Raw genomic sequence first — 17465 nt, 5'->3', positions numbered from 1 at the left:
GTCGCACTTCGGGACCGCACGGGCCAGCGGGTGACCGCCCTCCCGTCAGGGCGCGGCGGCGAGCGACGCGGTGCGCGGGTACGAGAGCCGCGAGCCGTCCACGCGCTCGATCGTCAGGCGCGGCGCGCTGCCCTCCCGCGCGAACGCGAAGCGCGTCGTGCCCGCCGCGAAGCGGTCGTCGCCGAGCGGGACCAGCACGTCGCCCATGACGCCGGGCCGCGCCCGGTATACGAGCCGCCCATCCACGAGCTCCACGCGGCGGCCGCCGTCGTACACGCCGGTCCAGCGCGCGAGCGACGCGGCGTCCGGCCGCACGTCCTTCAGGCGCGCCTCCACCGTCTCGGCCATGCGGGCGAGGAACGTGCGCCGCTCGTCGTCGGTGGCGCGCTGCGCGATGGTGCGCAGCGCCGCCGCGTGCGCGACGTCGAGCGCGCGCTCGGCCGGCACGCGCACGTCGGGCTGCACGCCCACGCGCTCCCACTCGAGCCCGGACTCGGGATCGCTGACGCGCGTGATGGAGACGCTGCCGACGAAGCCGTGGCCGACCGGCACGCCGCGCACCATGTGGCCGGCGCCGGCGGTGCGGTCGCCGACGATCGTCGCACGCTTCCGGTTGCGGAGCACGAAGGTGAACTCCTCGGCCGCCGACGCGGTGCCCTGGCTCGTGAGCACGTAGAGTGGCACGTCGGGGCGCCGCGGGCCGGGCACCCGCGCCACGCTGCGCGAGACCTCGTCGCGGCCCGTGCCGCGCTCCACGACGCGGATCGTGGGCACCGGCGTCTCACCGAGGAAGTGGCTGAACGCGAGGTGGCTCATCTGCCCGCTGCCGCCGCCGTTGCGCCGCACGTCGACGATCAGCGCATCGGTGCGCGAGAGGAAGCGCATCGCGTCGCCGAGCGCCTCCTCGACGCCGGGCGCGCCGATGAAGCCGGTGACCTCGAGGTAGCCGACGTTGCCGGGCAGGATCTCCACCCGCTCGAGGCCGAAGTTGCGGGCGCGCGCCTGCGCCGACGGGTCGCCACCGGAGGGGCCGGGCGTCGCGCCGCCGCGAAACTGGAGCCCCAGGTGCAGGTCGCCGTTCACGGAACGCAGGTCCGTCGTCACCAGCTCGGCGAAGCGGGCGGGCGCGGCGGCCGTGTCGTACGCGCCGGCGCGCAGGCGGCCCCGCAGCCGGTCGGCGATCAGGCGCGCGGTGTCGGCGTCGACGTACAGGCGCGCGAGCTGTCCGGCGAGCGCGTCGATCACCTCGGCGCGGGCGGCGGCCGAGAGCGGCGTCGCGGCCGGCGCCTGCGCGCACGCCGGGCCGGGGAGGACGGCGCCGACCGCGATCAGGGCGCCGGCGAGCGAGCGGAGGGCGGAGCGGCGGGCGGACATGGGGTCTCCGGGGCGTGGCGTGGGACGGCGGGGCGCGGGCCGATGGATAGCCGTCGGCTGACTCTTCCGGATGGGTCACCCGGAGGAGTCGCCGCGGTTCACCCCCTCCGGCTCACCCGCTTCCGCGCAGGCGCCGCAGCCGATCGGTGACGCTGCCCGGCACCAGCAGCGCGTCCGCGATGGTGGCGATCTCCTCGGCCTCGCGCCAGGCGCGCTCCAGCTCCGCGAGCTCGCCCTCCAGCGCCCGCCGCTCGCGCTCCTCGTGCGCCGCCATCTCCAGGGCCAGCCGGACGGCGGTCGGGAAGCGGCTCACGACGCCGTCCTCGCCGAGCTGCCACGAGCGGCCGTAGAAGCGCCGCCGCTCATCGTCGGCCACGCGCTCGAAGAGCGTCGCCGGATCGGGGGTCTCGTCCAGCATCGCGACCGCGTCGCGCACCGTGCGCGCGCTCCCGCCCGCGTGGTTGACGCGCGGGAGCAGCGTCGCGGCGGCGCGCAGCGCGTCCTCGCCCTCCAGGATGACCGACCGCGTGGGCTGATCCATCGTGAGCCAGCGCTCCGCGCTGGCGTCGTCCGGCAGGACACCGTGCACCTCCAGGCGCCAGCGCGCCTCGCCGAACGGCACCAGACGCGCGCGCTGCGCGTGCATGGCGGCCACGCGCAGCGTTCGCGCGGGCGAGACCGGAACGGAGAGCACCCGCTTCGAGCGCCGCGCGTTGAGCAGCACGTTCACGGAGTTGAGCAGCGGCCACACGGTGCTCAACGAGACCAGCCCGAGCACCGGCCCGGCGACCACCGCCGCGCCGGCCGCGCCCACGGTGCCGACGCCCATCGCGATCGCGCGCCGCTGCCGCCGCCCGAACTGGTCGCCGTAGCGCCAGGCCGCGAACTCGGGGCGCAGCGGCCGCCCGATGCGCACCAGCTCCGTCCCGTCGGCGACGCGCGCCAGCCCGACGTTCTCGGTGGCCACGCGGCGGCGCGTGTCGCGATACAGTCGCTCGGCCGCCTCGATCGCCTCCCAGCGCTCGTCGAGCGGCGTGAGGTTCCAGCGCTCGCACGCGCGGCACACCACCCAGAGCCGCCCGCGCGCGGCGTCGTACGCGAGCCGGCGGCCGACGGGGAAGGCCTCGATGGCCTCGTTGCGGCCGAGGTCTGCCTGGCAGAACAGACAGCGCGCGTACATGGGACGCGGTGGGTCAAAGCACAGCGGGGCGTCGAGGATCTCCTCGACGCCCCGCTGTCACGCACCCGGCTCGGTTCAGCCGGCGCGCTGGACGTTCTCCGCCGCGGGACCCTTCTGGCCCTGGACGATATCGAACTCCACGGCATCACCCTCGGCGAGCGTCTTGAAGCCCTGGCCCTGGATGGCGCTGTAGTGGACGAAGCAGTCCTTGCTGCCGTTGTCGGGCGTGATGAACCCGAAGCCCTTCGCGTCGTTGAACCACTTCACCTTGCCGGTCGTACGCATGTCCAGCTCTCCTTGTGTGTTGATTTGTCCAGGGAGCGGAACACGCCGTACCCCGACAAACTCCGCGATACCTGCATCCATCGCGGTGGATGTTCTCGGCACGACGCACGACACCCGTGTCATGGTCCCACCGAGGCAGGACGAAGATACGGGTGGGTAGGGGGTCGCACAATAGCGCAGCAGTTTACCCCCTCCAAGGGACGAGGTTCCGTCGCGGTTCGCGAGACGTGCGGCGGGTGTCGGAAGCGCTGCCCGCCGTTGCCCGCGGCGGCCGGCGGCCGCATCGTGGCGCGCACGCGAGGCCGCCCCGTCGACCATCCGTCGACCACCCGCTCCCGGAGCCGCATGCGAGTCCGCACCCTGCTGGCCGCCACCGTCACGCTCTCCGCCACCCTCGTGGCCCCTATCGCCGCACAGCCGGTCGCGCGCCCCGCGCCGCGCCTCGGCGTCCTGGCCGGCGCCAGCATCGCCACCCTGTCCGGCGATCCGGTGGACGAGTGGGGCAACCGCACCGGGTTCGTGGCCGGGGCGGCGCTGACGGTTCCGCTGACGTCCGTCGTCTCGTTCCAGCCCGAGGTGCTGTTCGCCCAGAAGGGCGCCGCGCTCTCGGAGGACGGCTTCACGGCGACCTTCAAGCTCGATTACGTCGAGGTGCCGCTGCTGCTGCGCGTCGACATGCCGACGACCGGCAGCGCGGTGCGGCCGCACCTCTTCGCGGGGCCCGCGCTGGCGTTCAAGGCGTCGTGCGACGTCGAGGCGTCGGGTCAGGGTGTCAGCGCGTCGCGGCCGTGCCGCGACATCGCGAACGAGGAGGACGAGGAGGACCTCAAGTCGTTCGACGCGGGGCTGATGCTCGGCGGTGCGCTGGGCTTCGACATCGGACGGCAGCGGCTGAACGTCGGCGCGCGCTACACGCTGGGGCTCACGAAGCTCGTCTCCGCCGACGATGTGAGGAACCGCGCGATCACGCTCTACGGCAGCCTCGATTTCCCGCTCGGGCGCTGACGCCCGCGCGTGTCCGCGCATGCGGAACGGCGGCGGACGAGAGCTTCTCGTCCGCCGCCGTCGCGCGTCCCGAAGGGCGATCCGCTCAGAAGCGGATGCCGACGCGGATCGGGATGAGGTTGAGCGCCGTGTTCTCGGTCTGGATCGACTGGTAGCGGATGTCGCCGAAGGCGGTGATGCCCGAGAGCGGGATCTCGAGGCCGGCGCCGAGGTTGAAGCCGAACTTGTTCTCCGAGTCCGCGCCCTCGACGGTCGCGCCGACGTTGAACAGGCCCACGCCGCCGAGGAGGTACGGGCGCGCCGTCTCACCCGCGAACTTGTACAGCACGTTCGCGACGCCGCTGATCACGCGGGTGTCGGACGGGCTGCCGATGTCCAGCTCGTCCTTGATGCTGAAGCGCTGGTAGTCCACCTCGACGCGGAACGCGATCGGCGACGCCGGGCGCGTGAACTCCAGCAGGCCGCCGGCGAGGAAGCCCGACTCGAGGACGTCGCCGAAGTCGCCGGTCGGGATCGACAGGCCGCCCGCGACGCCGAAGCTGACGGGGCGGGTCGGCGCGCCGGTGCCGGTGGTCTGCGCGTGTGCAGCCGTCGTGAGGGCCAGCGCCAGCGGCGCGGCGGCGAGGATGCGACGGAGAGTCGTCATGCGATGCGGGGCGTGGGTGTTCGAGCCGCGCCCGGAAACGTCTGGAGACGTCAGGGCGCGCGGGGTGCGCCGGGCGCAGGCGCAGGAGTCGCGCCACCACGCGCCGTGTCCGCGCCCGCCGGCGCCGCCGGTGTGCCGGGCGTCACCGGGGTTCCAGGCGTTCCGGGCGTTCCGGGCGCCAGCGGATCCACGTCCACCGCGCGCACGCCGGTGGCGAAGTAGTCGGTCTCGCCGAAGCACGTGGTCGGCACGCCGCGGTGCTCCTCGTAGCTGAGCGCCACGCGCCGTCCCTCGAGCTTCTGGATCTGCGCCGCCACGGCGTCGTCGCGCACGGAGTAGTTGAACAGCTCCGGCGCCTGCCCCGGCACGTTGGAGAGCGCGAGCTCCCCCTCCCACGTCTTACACAGCCAGCCCTTGCGCGAGAGCTTCTGGTTGTAGCCCGTGCGCGTGCCGTTCGAGTACGAGAAGCCGAGCGCGATCGCGGTCCAGACGCCGATGACGAGCAGCGGCGCGAGGACGAGCGTGGCGAGCGTGAGCTTCCCCCAGTTGCGGCGGGCGAAGGAGCCGCGGGGAGGCGCGTCGGAACTGGTCATGGGCGTCGGGCGATTGGGGGAGTGGGCCTGCCGGAGAGTATCCCTCGGCCGTCCCGGCCGCGCTAGCTTTCGCAGGGGCCGCGCCGTCGGCCGCCATCACCTCCCCGTCGTGCCTCCGCCGTGCAGGACCTGCCGTGAGCTCCGTTCCCCTCCCGATCGCCGGCGACGCGCCCGTCGCGTCCGCGACCAGCGCCACTCCCGTCACCACCTTCGGCGCGCGCCGCCCGTCCGTCACCGCGCGCGTGCGCGGCGTGGGCGTGGGCGCGTCGCAGCCGGTGGTCGTGCAGTCGATGACGAACACCGACACCGCCGACGCGGCCGCGACGGCGCTGCAGGTGGCGGCGCTGCACCGGGCAGGCTCGCAGATCGTGCGCGTCACGGTGAACAACGACGAGGCGGCGGCCGCGGTCCCCGAGATCCGCGCGCGGCTCGACGACATGGGCCTCGACGTGCCGCTGGTGGGCGATTTCCACTACAACGGCCACCTGCTGCTGACGAAGCACCCGGCGTGCGCGGCGACGCTCGACAAGTACCGCATCAACCCGGGCAACGTCGGCACGCGGCACCGCGACGCGAACTTCACGCAGATCGTGCAGGTCGCGATCGACCACGACAAGCCGGTGCGCATCGGCGTGAACTGGGGCTCGCTCGACCAGGACCTGCTGACGCAGATGATGGACGCCAACGCGGCCGCGGGGCATCCCCGCGACGCGAAGGACGTCTACATCGAGGCGATGCTGGAGAGCGCGCTCCGCTCCGCCGCGCTGGCGGAGGAGGTGGGGCTCGGCCACGACCGGATCATCATCAGCGCGAAGGTGAGCGTCGTCGCGGACCTGGTGGAGGTGTACCGCCGCCTCGCGCGCCGCTGCGACTACCCGCTGCACCTCGGCCTCACCGAGGCAGGGATGGGGAGCAAGGGCATCGTCGCGTCGACGGCGGGCCTCGCGATCCTGCTGAGCGAGGGGATCGGCGACACGATCCGCGTCTCGCTGACGCCGAAGCCGGGCGGCGACCGCACGGAGGAGGTGCTGGTCGCGCAGCAGATCCTGCAGTCGCTGGGGCTGCGGTCGTTCGCGCCGCAGGTGACGGCGTGCCCGGGGTGCGGGCGCACGACGTCGACCTTCTTCCAGCACATGGCGGAGGACATCCAGACCTACCTGCGCGAGCAGATGCCGGTGTGGCAGCGCTCGCACCCGGGCGTGGTCGAGATGAAGGTCGCGGTGATGGGCTGCGTGGTGAACGGCCCGGGCGAGAGCAAGCACGCGAACATCGGCATCTCGCTGCCGGGGACGTTCGAGGAGCCGAAGGCGCCGGTGTACATGGACGGACGGCTGCTGACGACGCTCAAGGGCGACAACATCGTCGCGGAGTTCCTCGAGATCCTCGAGGGCTACGTCGCGCGGACGTATCCGGCGGCGGACGTCGTGCGCGAGCCGGCGGGCGTCTGACGTCGCTCCAGAGCCGGAACTGCAAACGGCTCAGACAGGATTACCAGGATTTGCAGGATTGACAGGATTACGCTCCGCGTGGCGGTACGCGCTTTCGCGCCACGCGACGCCATGAATCCTGTCAATCCTGCAAATCCTGTAATCCTGTCGCATGCTCCTCCGGTCCTCGCGCGCCGGACCCGGAACTGCGAACGGCTTAGACAGGATTAGACGGATTCAACGGACAAGAGCGGATTACGCTCCTCGTAGCGCGTGACTCCATGCGCCGTGAGGAGCGTAATCCGCTCTTGTCCGTCCAATCCGTCGTGATCCTGTCTAAAGTAGTTCGGGCCCGGCGCGCCGAACTACGACTGCTCGACGCCCGACGCCGCCGTGGTGAGCGCGTCGGCGGCGGCGCGCAGCTCCGCGACGACGGGCGTGTCGAAGCCGACCGCGAGCAGCTGCTCGGCCACCTGCTGGTACCAGCGCAGCCGCGCGTCGCGGCCCTCGCTCACGCGCTGCCACACGGACTCGGGGAACGACGTCCGGCGCAGGTCGGCGAGCAGCGCGCTCGCCTCGTGCACCTCGTGCGCGGCGCACACCCAGCGCGCGGCGTCGGGCGCGGCGGCGAGGCGCGCCAGCAGGTCGCCCTTCTGCTCCTCGTGCGACAGCTCGATGCCGTCGTCGTCGAGGCGGCGCGGAACCGCGGCCAGCAGCACGTCCACCGTCGTCTCGCCGAACTTGTCGGCCAGCCGCTCGCGCACCGCGTCCACGCTGTAGCCGTCGCGCAGGTAGTCCTCGACGGTCTGGCGCAGCACGCCGGCGACCACCGTCGCCTCGTCCTGCCCGTAGCGCGTGAGCATGACGGCGAGGTTCGCGGGCGCCGTGAAGTATGGCAGCCGCGTGCCCTTGCGCACCTCGCGGTCGTGGTGCTTGTCCGCGAAGGCGAGCGCGTGGTGGATGCGATCGGAGTAGCCGGTCATCGAGCCCGTCGTGCGGGTGAGGCGGGGCGGGGAATCTACAGCGCGGCCAGCGCCGGTGCTTCGCGGAACCAGGCGAGGATCCGCTCCAGCCCCGCGCGGTCGTCGTCGTCGAAGGTGGCGCGGTGCTCGGAATCGACGTCGAACACCGCCAGCAGCGTCCCCGCCGCGTCGTACACGGGGACGACGATCTCGCTCAGCGAACGGCCGTCGCAGGCGATGTGGCCCGGGAACGCGTGCACGTCCTCGACGACCACCGTGCGCCCCTCGGCCGCCGCGGTGCCGCAGACGCCGCGCCCGAACGCGATCTCGAGGCAGCCGAGCGTGCCCTGGTACGGCCCGACCCGCAGCAGCGCGCCGGGTTCGACGACGCGGTAGAAGCCGGTCCACAGGTGGCCGAACGCGTGGTGCACGAGGCAGCTGACCGTCGCCATGGCGGCGATGGGATCGGAGACGCCTTCGAGGACGGCGCGGACGTGCTGGTCGAGCTCCGCGTAGGCCTGCGCCTTGGGGCGATCCCTGAGGTCCAGCGTGATCTCTGACATCGTCGTGAAAATCGGAGGACGGAACGGCGGAGAACGGAACGGCGGAGGACGATGCAGCGTGAGACGATGAGGCGGACCCTTCGAGCGTGGCGCGTCGAGCCGAGAGGGCCGCCGTATCGTCTCACGCCCTGTCGTCCTCCGCTTCATCGTTCTCCGCTGCTCCGTCCTCCGCCTCTGCGCTCAACTACGAATCTGGGATGCGGCGATCAGGTCGAGCACGAGCAGGGCGAGGCCCTGCGTGACGATCCCCAGCCCCGCCCCCACGCCCCCCAGCCGTCGGCCGAGGAGCCAGGCGGTGACGGCGAGCGTGGCGCCGACTCCCACGTACCCCGCGTCGAGGCCGATGTTGAGCCAGAGCACGCGCTCGAGCTGCGTGGCGCCGGCGTGGTCGCGGAGCGCCAGGCCGCGCCACGCGGCCGCGACGAGCGCGAGGCTCACCGCGCCCCAGGCGGCGGTCTGGATGGCGAAGTGCTTCACGAGCGCCGACGCCGCGAGGCGGCCGCGGACGGCGAGCAGCGCGAGCAGCAGCGAGCCCGCGAGGATGCTGCCGCCGCTCCACAGGGCGACGCGCAGCAGGTGGGCGCGCTCGAGGGCGAGGAGGGTGTCAGACCACAAGACGGGAACGGTGAGGCGGAGGACGGAACGGCGGAGAACGATACTGCGGAAACCGATACGGCGTGTGACGGAATGGCGGAGACCTCAGCCTGCGGTGGCGGTGCTCCGCGCCCGCGTCTCGCGCGGTTCCGTCTCACGCTCGTCCGTCCTCCGCAGTTCCGTTCTCCGCCCTTCCGTCATCCGCAGCTCCGTTCTCCTCAGCTCCGTCGTCCGCGGCACCGTGAACACGAACCGGCTGCCGCGCCCCGCCACGCTGGTGGCCGAGACGTCGCCGCCCAGCAGGCGCGCGAGCCGCCGTGACACCGTCAGTCCGAGCCCGCTGCCGCCGGCCGTGCGCGTCTTGCGCTGCTCGACCTGCCAGAACGGATCGAACACGCGCTCCAGGTGCTGCGGCGCGATGCCGATGCCCGTGTCGCTGACGACGAAGCGCACCGCCGCGGCGTCCGACACGACGTCCAGCCGCACCTGCCCCTTCGCCGTGAACTTCACCGCGTTGCCGAGCAGGTTGAGGAGGATCTGCCGCGCCTTGTCGACGTCCGTCTCCAGCGGCAGCTCGGGCGGCGGCGCCTGCGCGCCATCCGCGCCGGCGTCCGCGGCGACCGGCACGACCTCGGGCATCACGCCGTCCTCGCCGATCGGCGCGCCGACGCGCAGCACGAACTCCAGCGACTTCTCGCGCGCCAGCGGCTCGATGAGCGACGCCGCCTCGCGCGCCAGCGCCGCCGCGTCGGTGGGCACGGCGTGCACCAGCTCGCGCCCCGCCTCCATGCGCGAGAAGAGCAGGATCTGCTCGATGAGGCCGAGCAGGTGCCGCGTCGCGAGCTTGATGCGGTCGAGATACTGCGACGCCGCCGGCCCCTGCGTCCCCGCGATGCCGAGGTGCAGCAGGTCCACGTAGCCGAGCACCGCGTTGAGCGGCGTGCGCAGCTCGTGCGACATCACGGCGAGGAAGTCGCTCTTGGCGCGGTTGGCGATGACGGCGCGCTCGTAGTGCAGCGCGTTGTCCACCGCGAGCGCGGCGCGGCCCGCCAGCTCGGTGGCCAGCGCGAGGTCGCCATCCACGTACGGCGTGCCGCCCGCGCTCCCGCCGCGTCCCAGCAGCACGATGCCGAAGGTGTGGCCGCGCGCGGCCAGCGGCACCAGCAGCGCCGACGGCAGGTCGAGCGCGCGGTGCAGCGTGGCGCGCGCGGCGGCGTCGGACGGGTCGAGGCGCCCGTCGGCGTCCGCGTCGCGCGCCACGTCCAGCAGGAGGCCCTGCGGATGGCGCTGCAGCAGCGTCACGGCGGCGCGCGCGGCCGGCGAGTCGTGCTCGGCGCGCAGCGCGTCGAGCTGCCGCGCGATGCGCGCGTCGGTCGCCTCCGCCTCGGCGATGCGCACGCGGTCGCGCGCCGGATCCTCGGCCGCGACGACGTCGGGGACGAGCTGCGCCTCGGCGCTGGCGTCGAGCGCGGGGCCCGCGAAGATCACGCAGGCGTCCGCCGCGCGGCCGACGACGAAGCGCGCGAAGCGGCGCAGCGTCTCCTCGGAGTCGAGCGCGCCGGCGAGCCGGCTGCCCGCCTCGGCCAGCAGCTCGAGCGCGTCCTCGGAGCGGCGGCGCTCCGTGACGTCGAGCATCGAGCCGATCATGCGCACCGGCAGCCCGCGCTCGTCGTGCGCCACGAAGGCGCGGTCGTACACGGTGGCCCACGTGCCGTCGCCGCGGCGCAGGCGGTACTCGTCGGTCCAGTGCTCGCCGTCGCCGTCGATGATCGCGCGCAGCCCCGCGACCACGCGCGGGCGGTCGTCCGGATGCAGCTGCGCGAACCACCACGCCGCCGACGACTGCACCGCGGCGGGCGGCCGGCGGAAGAGCGCCGTCGCGGCGTCGCTCCATCGCAGCACGCCCGTCGCCAGGTCCCAGTCCCACAGCACGTCGCTCGTGGCGCGCGCGGCCAGGCGGTAGCGCTCCTCGCTGACCTTCAGCGCGCCCTCGACGCGGCGGATGCGGAGCAGCGCGCGCACCGTCGCGATCAGCTCCTCCTCGTCCACCGGCTGCGTGAGGTAGCCGTCGGCGCCGCCGTCCAGCCCCGACGCGCGCTCGTGCGCGCTGGTGGCGTGCGCGGAGAGGTGCAGCACCGGGACCTGCGCCGTCATCGGGTCGGCGCGCAGCCGGCGGCAGACCTCGATGCCGTTGATGTCGGGGAGGCGCACGTCGAGCACCACCAGGTCCGCCTGGACCGCCTGTGCCAGCGCGTCCTGGCCCGTGCGCCCCTCGATCACCTCGAAGCCCGCGCGCCGCAGCCAGCGCGCGGAGACGTAGCGCTTCGCGTCGCTGTCGTCGACGACGAGCACCACGGGCATGCGGCCGTGATCGGCCGCGTCGGCGCGCGGCCGCGCCGGATCCACGCCCGACGCCTTGCCTCCTCCCTCCATCATCCGACCCTCGCCCTCATGGCCCTGATCAACGGGTGATCACCAACGGTGCTACCCAACGGTGCTACCCAACGGCGCTACACGCCCTGCGTGCCCACGGCCAGCGTGAGCGCGTCGCGGATGCGCGCCAGCGCCACCTCCCGCGACAGCCGGTCCTTCGACATGATCGCCGCCGTGTCGGTCGCCAGGCGGCGGCGCTCCTCCTCCGCCAGCTGGCGCGACGTGCTGACGACGACCGGGATGCCGCGCGTGTCCGGATCGAGCTTGAGCTGGTCCAGCACGTCGAACGCGGTCGCGGTGCGCAGCACGAAGTCGAGGATGATGACGTCGGGGCGCTGCTCGCGCGCCATCACCACGCCGTCCGGCCCGTCCGCCGCCTCGATCACGCGGTACGGCGTCTCGGCCAGCAGGCGCCGCACGAGGTAGCGCGACACGTCGTCGTCGTCGATCACGAGCACCGTGCGCACCTGCCGGTCGGCGCGCTGCGACGCGAGGGACTGCAGCTTCCGCAGCAGCCACTGCTGCTCCACCGGCTTCACGAAGAACTCGCTCGCGCCCAGCGCGCGCGCCTTGCGCTCGCGGTCGAGCACCGTGACGACGAGCGCCGGCACGTCGCACAGCCGCGGGTCGCGCTTCAGCTCCTCGAGGAACTGCCAGCTCGTCTCGCCGTCGAGCATCACGTCGAGCACCACGGCCGCCGGCGTGACGTGCCGCACCGCCTCGCGCGCCTCGGCCACCGAGCGTGCGGGGATGACGCGGAAGCCCGAGCCGGCGAGGTAGCGCTCGTAGACGAACATCTCCTGCGGGTCGTCCTCGAGCACCAGCACCGGCGCCTCGCCGGCCGACAGGTGCGCGCCGCGCTCGCGCATCGCGGCCAGCTGCGCGACGTCGGGGTGCAGCACGGGCATGGTGAGCCACGCCGTGGTGCCGACGCCCGGCTGGCTCTCGAGCCCCGCCTCGCCGCCCAGCACCGTGGCGAGCTTGCGCACCAGGCTGAGGCCGAGCCCCGAGCCCTTGTGCTTGCGGTGCATCGGCGTGTCGAGCTGCGTGAACTCGTCCCACACCAGCGCCTGGTCCGGCGCCGAGATGCCGATGCCCGTGTCGCGCACCGCGAACCGCAGCATCCCCTCGTCGTCCACCCGCGCGCTCACCGTGACCGAGCCGTGCTCGGTGAACTTGAGCGCGTTCGTGATGTAGTTGCGCAGCACCTGCGCGACCTTGCCCTCGTCGCTCTCGATCACGCGGCCGCCCGTCTCGTCGGCGAACGTCAGCGTGACCGCGCCGTCGGCGACGAGGGGGCGCAGCTGGCCGCGCAGCAGCGCGAACAGCGCGTCCACCGTGAACGGCGCGGGGCGCAGCCGCAGCTTGCCCGCGTCGATGCGCGACAGGTCGAGCAGGTCGTTCACCAGCTCCAGCATCTCCTCGGCCGAGCGGCGGATGAAGGCGACCTGCCGCTCCTGCTCGGGCGCGAGCGTGCCGTCGATGCCGCTCGCCAGCAGCTTCGCGAGGCCGAGGATGGAGCTGAGCGGCGCGCGCAGCTCGTGGCCCATGTCGGCGACCAGCCGGCCGCGCGACTCGGTGGCGACCTTCAGCGAGTCGGCCGACTCGGCCAGCTCGTCGTAGAGGGCGCGCATGCCGCGCCCCGCGTCGTCGAGGTCCGTGCCCAGGCGCGAGATCTCGGCGCGGCCGGAGAGGATCTCGCGCGCCTGGCGCGACGACTCGCGCTGCAGGCGCGAGAGCTCCTCGAGCGTGTCGCCCATCTGCTGGAGCTGCGTCGCGACGTCCTCGGGGCTCGCGCTGCAGACGATGGCGATCTCGCCGTCGCCCGCGGGGCCCGCGGCGAAGCGCACGGCGCGCGGGACGCCCTCGGGGTCGACCAGCTGCAGCTCCCAGTCGCGCACCCTGTCGCGCCGGGCCGCGTCGAGCAGGCGCTGCGCCTTGTCCTCGGAGCCGGCCATCAGGACGTCGGCGAGGCGGCGGCCCTCGGCGAGGCCGAACAGGCGCGCGGCGCGGGCGTCGGCCCAGTGCACGGTGCCGTCGGGGGCACAGCGCAGCGCGGCCTCGCGGCTGAGCGCCTCGAAGGGGTCGTGCGGAGGAGCGGAGGTCACGCGGCGGCCTGGACGACGGGATCGGGAGCGGGCGGGCGGGGGATGCCGAGGCGGTCGCAGACGAGCGCGACGAGCCCGGGGGCATCGATGCCGTGCTGGAGGACCCCATCGGGGAGCTGGCACGGGGGCGCGGTGTCCGCCTCGGTGAAGGCGGCGCCACCGACGATCACGGGGAGCTGGTCGCCGAGCGCGGCGTGGAGCGCGCGGACGGCCTCGACCAGCCCGGAGGTGCACAGGCCCGTGGCGGCCGAGAGGACGACGAGGTCGGGGCGGGTCGCGACGGCGTGGGCGACGAGGTCGCGCACCGGGACGTCGGCGCCGAGGTAGTGGACGGCGAAGCCGGCGGCCTCGAGCAGGTCGCTGGCGATGCGGGCGCCCATCTCGTGGCGCTCCCCGGGCGCGCAGGCCACCAGCAGCCGTCGGCCGACGGGAGGGCGCACGGGGAGGAAGCGGTAGAGGTGCGAGACGACGAGCTGCGAGATCGCCGTCGCCGCGTGCTCCTGCGCGACGTGGATGACGTTCTGCTGCCAGAGCCGCCCGATCTCCTGCTGCGCGGGAGTGATGACGTGCAGGTGGAGGGTCGGGACCGAGTGGCCGCGGGCGATCCCCTCCTCGTCGATCAGGCGCAGCGCCTCGCGCCGGTCGCCGCGGAGCTGCGCCTCGAGGTAGCGCCGCTGGAGCCGCTCGAGCGGGCTCGGCGCCGCGGGCTCGCCGGCGGGCGCGGCGGGCGGCGCCGTCCCTTCGGGCGTCGCGCGCGGATGCTCGGGCGGGGTGTCGCGGTCGGGCTCGGTCACGGCATGCAGGCGAAGCGGGAAGGGGAGACGCGGCCGACGGCGGCGCGGGCCGGGCCCGGGCCGCGCACGGTCGGCGCGCATGCTCCCCCAATCGGCGGAAACGTAGAGGCGGGAACGGCGAAGGGCCACGTCATGCGTTTCATACGCGTGACCGCGGCTATCCGATCCCGAACGGCGCGCGTGCCGCAAGAATCGGGCAGCCCGGCGGGCGCGCATCGTGCCCCTGAGGCGTGCTCCGGATCCAGGCTGCCCTCACCGCCGACTCGTGCTCGTCACTCGCGACGCCTACGGCCTCTACCTCCCCGACGCCGACCTGCACCTCGATGCGCGCCGCGCGCCGGGGACGGTGTTCGTGTCGCACGCGCACGGCGACCACTGCTCCGACGCCGCGCGCATCGTGTGCACGCCCGAGACGGCGGCGCTGCACGCGGCGCGGCGCGGCGCGCGCGAGGCGGTGACGCTGCCGTTCGGCGAGCCCGCGCGCTTCGGCGACGCGACCGTCACGCTCACGCCCGCGGGTCACGCGCTCGGCTCCGCGATGCTGGTGGCCGAGTCGGCGCGCGGGCGCGTGGCGTACACGGGCGACTACAAGCTGCGCGAGAACCCGTTCTCGCCGCCGGTGACGATCCCGCGCGTCGACACGCTGATCATGGAGTGCACGTTCGGCGAGCCGCGCTACGTGTTCCCGCCCGCGGAGCAGCTGGTGGCGGAGCTGCTGCAGTTCGTGGAGACGACGCGCGCCGCGGGCGCGACGCCGGTCGTGCTGGCGTACGCGCTGGGGAAGGGGCAGGAGGCACTGTGGCACCTGACGCGCGCCGGGTGCGACGTGGTGCTGCACGGCGCGATCGCGAACCTCTGCGCGCTGCACGAGCAGCTCGGCTACACCTTCCCGGGGCCGGGGACGTGGAGCCGCTACGAGCGTGGGAAGATCGGCGACCGCGTGCTCATGACGACGCCGCAGACGCGCAAGACGGCGATGGTGCAGAAGCTCCCGGCGAAGCGCACGGTGTACCTCACGGGCTGGGCGCTGCATCCGGGCGCGTGGAACATCTACAAGGACTGCGACCTGGTGCTGCCGTTCTCCGACCACGCGGACTACACGGAGCTGGTGCGCACGGCGCGCGAGAGCGGCGCGTCGAAGGTGTACACGGTGCACGGGCCGGCGACGTTCGCGGGGCGGCTGCGCGAGCTGGGGATCGACGCGGAGCACCTGATGGAGCATCCGAACGAGGCGGAGGAGCCGGAGCCCGATGAGGGGCCGCCACCGTCGAAGCCGTCCAACCAGCTCGGGCTCTTCTGAGCATGGCGCTGCGTGCTGCGTGAACGGCCTCGGGACGCTTCGGTGCGCCGGGCCCGTTCGCCTGTTGGGGGGGCGCGGATGCTCCGGATCGGAACGGATCGTTCGGATCGTTCCTCTAAGCGCATGGAACGTCGCCGCCGCGCGGAGCGATCCGCAGCATCCGTCTCCATCCGGAGCATCCGCATCCCTCCAAAAGGACAGGAAGGTCCGGCGCAATGATGCGGAGCACGCAGCACGCAGCCCCTCCACGATCCGGCATGAGCGACGACGAGACGTTCCAGACCTGGTGTTCGGTGGCCGAAGCGGTGCGCGCCACGACCAAGCGCCTCGAGAAGGGGGCCGCCCTCGCGGCCTACCTGCCGACGCTCGGCGACGACGCGCTCGCGATCGCGGCGCGCTTCCTGTCGGGGCACGTGTTCCCGCAGCACGACGCGCGCACGACGAGCGTCGGCGGCGCGACGGTGTACGAGGCGCTCGCCGCGGCCACGGGCATCGCGCGCGAGACGCTGCGCGAGCGCGCGCTGATGGTCGGTGACCTGGGCGACGCCGCGCGCCTGCTGCTGGAGGAGCGGGACGGCACGCCGCCCGCGAGCGGGCGCACGCTCGTCGACGTCGCGGCCGCGTTCGACGCGATCGCGGCGACGCGCGGCTCGCTCGCGAAGCGCGAGCAGGTGCGCGCGCTGCTGGCGACGCTCGGCCCCGTCGAGACGCAGTACGTCGTGAAGCTGCTGCTCGGCAGCGGCGAGCTGCGCATCGGGCTGAAGGAGGCGCAGGTCGAGGAGGCGCTGGCGAAGGGCTTCGGCCGCAAGCTGGACGCGGTGCGCCACGCGAACCTGCTGCGCGGCGACGTCGGCGAGGTGGCGGTGCTGGCGCGCCATGACCGGCTGGACGACGCACAGCTCGCGCTCTTCCACCCGCTGGGCTTCATGCTCGCGCAGCCGCTGGAGACGGCCGAGGAGATCGCAGCCGCGCTGCCGGCGCCGTTCGCGATCGAGGACAAGTACGACGGCATCCGCGCGCAGGCGCACGTGCATCGCGACGCGGACGGACGGGCGCGCGTGGCGCTGTATTCGCGGACGCTGGACGAGATCAGCCACGGATACCCGGAAGTCGTGCAGGCGCTGTCGTGCCTGAGCGTCGAGCGTCGAGCGTCGAGCGTCGAGGAGTTCTCCGTCATCCTGGATGGCGAGCTCCTGGTGCACGATCCCGCCGATCCGCTGCGCGCGCTCCCGTTCGCGGCGATGCAGAAGCGGCTGGGGCGCAAGGCGCCCGATGCGACGCTCCTCGCGGAGGCGCCGGCGCAGTTCGTGGCGTACGACGCGCTGGCGTGGGACGGCGCGCTGATCCTCGACGAGCCGTACGCGACGCGCCGCGCGCGACTGGAGGGTCTCGCGTGGCCGCTCCCGCACGCGCGCCTCGCGCCAAGCCGCCTCGCGGAGACGGCGGAGGCGGTGGAGGAGGCGTTCGCGGCCGCGCGCGCGGCGGGGAACGAGGGGCTGATCGCGAAGTCGCTCGCCTCGCCGTACACGCCCGGGCGGCGCGGCAAGCTGTGGATCAAGCTGAAGAAGGCGCTCGCCACGCTGGACGTCGTGATCGTGGGCGCCGAGTGGGGCCACGGGCGCCGCGCGAAGGTGCTGTCGGACTACACGTTCGCGGTGCGCGCCTCCGACGAGGACGCGACGCTGCTGACGGTCGGCAAGGCGTACAACGGGCTGACCGACGCCGAGATCGCGGAGCTGACGACGCGCCTGCAGGCGCTGACGGTGCAGAAGTTCGGGCGCTTCCAGCAGGTGCGGCCGGAGATCGTGCTGGAGGTGACGTTCGACGTCGTGCAGAAGTCGGCGCGCCACAAGGCCGGCTACGCGCTGCGCTTCCCGCGCATCCTGCGCGTGCGGGACGACAAGCCGGTGGCGGAGATCGACACGCTGGCGACGGTGCGGGCGCTCGCCGGAGACACCTGAACGCTGCGTGCTCCGTGCTGCGTGAACCGCCTCGGGACGCGTCGACGCGCCGGACCTGCTGGCCCATTGGGGAGGACGCGGATGCTCCGGATAAGGCGGATCGTTCGGATCGCCCCTCTCGGTGCATGGGGCGTCGCCGCCACGCGGGACGATCCGCAGCTCCGCTCCATCCAGTGCATCCGCGTCCTCTCCAACAGGCAGAGGGGGGCGGCGCACGGCAGCCGCAACGGCGAATGCCTT

The 17465-nt window shown here is 73.5% G+C and carries 15 protein-coding genes; 4 read left to right on the top strand and 11 right to left on the bottom strand.

What is annotated here, in order from left to right; all coding sequences use genetic code 11:
- Positions 1–45 precede the first annotated feature (45 nt).
- The 3 genes from rosag_RS04945 to cspE form a co-directional block, all read right to left on the bottom strand.
- On the bottom strand, positions 46–1374 hold the full coding sequence (locus tag rosag_RS04945) for a S41 family peptidase (protein WP_284348936.1): 1329 nt from the start codon (positions 1372–1374) through the stop codon (positions 46–48).
- Between the two features lie 112 nt (positions 1375–1486).
- A complete protein-coding gene (locus rosag_RS04940) occupies positions 1487–2554 on the bottom strand; it encodes a hypothetical protein (RefSeq protein WP_284348935.1) in 1068 nt (355 codons plus the stop codon).
- Between the two features lie 75 nt (positions 2555–2629).
- Positions 2630–2839: a transcription antiterminator/RNA stability regulator CspE gene (gene cspE, locus rosag_RS04935; protein WP_275833161.1), complete on the bottom strand. Its 210-nt coding sequence runs from the start codon at positions 2837–2839 to the stop codon at positions 2630–2632.
- 345 nt (positions 2840–3184) lie between these two features.
- Between cspE and rosag_RS04930 the strand changes: the two genes are divergently transcribed.
- Positions 3185–3844: a porin family protein gene (locus tag rosag_RS04930; RefSeq protein WP_284348934.1), complete on the top strand. Its 660-nt coding sequence runs from the start codon at positions 3185–3187 to the stop codon at positions 3842–3844.
- Between the two features lie 85 nt (positions 3845–3929).
- Here rosag_RS04930 and rosag_RS04925 read toward each other — a convergent pair whose 3' ends face one another.
- Complete coding sequence (locus rosag_RS04925; RefSeq protein WP_284348933.1) at positions 3930–4490, bottom strand: outer membrane protein; 561 nt, start codon at positions 4488–4490, stop codon at positions 3930–3932.
- A 50-nt stretch (positions 4491–4540) separates the two neighbouring features.
- Entirely contained in the window at positions 4541–5083 is a 543-nt protein-coding gene (locus tag rosag_RS04920) for a hypothetical protein (RefSeq protein ID WP_284348932.1), read from the bottom strand.
- A 134-nt stretch (positions 5084–5217) separates the two neighbouring features.
- Between rosag_RS04920 and ispG the strand changes: the two genes are divergently transcribed.
- A complete protein-coding gene (gene ispG / locus rosag_RS04915; protein ID WP_284348931.1) occupies positions 5218–6531 on the top strand; it encodes a flavodoxin-dependent (E)-4-hydroxy-3-methylbut-2-enyl-diphosphate synthase in 1314 nt (437 codons plus the stop codon).
- A 344-nt stretch (positions 6532–6875) separates the two neighbouring features.
- On the opposite strand, the gene rosag_RS04910 is transcribed toward ispG, so the two are convergent.
- The 6 genes from rosag_RS04910 to rosag_RS04885 form a co-directional block, all read right to left on the bottom strand.
- Positions 6876–7493, bottom strand: a complete 618-nt coding sequence (locus rosag_RS04910) for an HD domain-containing protein (RefSeq protein WP_284348930.1) — start codon at positions 7491–7493, stop codon at positions 6876–6878.
- A 35-nt stretch (positions 7494–7528) separates the two neighbouring features.
- Entirely contained in the window at positions 7529–8035 is a 507-nt protein-coding gene (locus rosag_RS04905) for a GAF domain-containing protein (RefSeq protein WP_284348929.1), read from the bottom strand.
- A 180-nt stretch (positions 8036–8215) separates the two neighbouring features.
- Positions 8216–8650 carry a DUF6992 family protein gene (locus tag rosag_RS04900; RefSeq protein WP_284348928.1) on the bottom strand — a complete coding sequence of 145 codons (435 nt, stop codon included), beginning with the start codon at positions 8648–8650 and terminating at the stop codon, positions 8216–8218.
- A gap of 84 nt (positions 8651–8734) precedes the next feature.
- On the bottom strand, positions 8735–11065 hold the full coding sequence (locus tag rosag_RS04895) for an ATP-binding protein (protein WP_284348927.1): 2331 nt from the start codon (positions 11063–11065) through the stop codon (positions 8735–8737).
- Between the two features lie 74 nt (positions 11066–11139).
- Complete coding sequence (locus rosag_RS04890; protein ID WP_284348926.1) at positions 11140–13170, bottom strand: ATP-binding response regulator; 2031 nt, start codon at positions 13168–13170, stop codon at positions 11140–11142.
- A complete protein-coding gene (locus tag rosag_RS04885) occupies positions 13167–13964 on the bottom strand; it encodes a cobalamin B12-binding domain-containing protein (protein WP_284348925.1) in 798 nt (265 codons plus the stop codon). Before rosag_RS04885 ends, rosag_RS04890 begins: the two co-directional genes overlap by 4 nt.
- 265 nt (positions 13965–14229) lie before the next feature.
- On the opposite strand from rosag_RS04885, the gene rosag_RS04880 reads away from it, so the two are divergent.
- Together rosag_RS04880 and rosag_RS04875 are read left to right on the top strand one after the other, a co-directional pair.
- The gene (locus rosag_RS04880) at positions 14230–15264 is read left to right on the top strand and encodes an MBL fold metallo-hydrolase (protein WP_284348924.1); all 1035 of its coding nucleotides are present in this window, start codon (positions 14230–14232) and stop codon (positions 15262–15264) included.
- 257 nt (positions 15265–15521) lie between these two features.
- Positions 15522–17225, top strand: a complete 1704-nt coding sequence (locus rosag_RS04875; RefSeq protein ID WP_284348923.1) for an ATP-dependent DNA ligase — start codon at positions 15522–15524, stop codon at positions 17223–17225.
- Positions 17226–17465 lie beyond the last annotated feature (240 nt).

It is taken from the genome of Roseisolibacter agri, from assembly GCF_030159095.1.
GTDB classification, from domain to species: Bacteria; Gemmatimonadota; Gemmatimonadetes; order Gemmatimonadales; family Gemmatimonadaceae; genus Roseisolibacter; species Roseisolibacter agri.
This window is presented reverse-complemented; position numbering and strand designations above follow the sequence as displayed.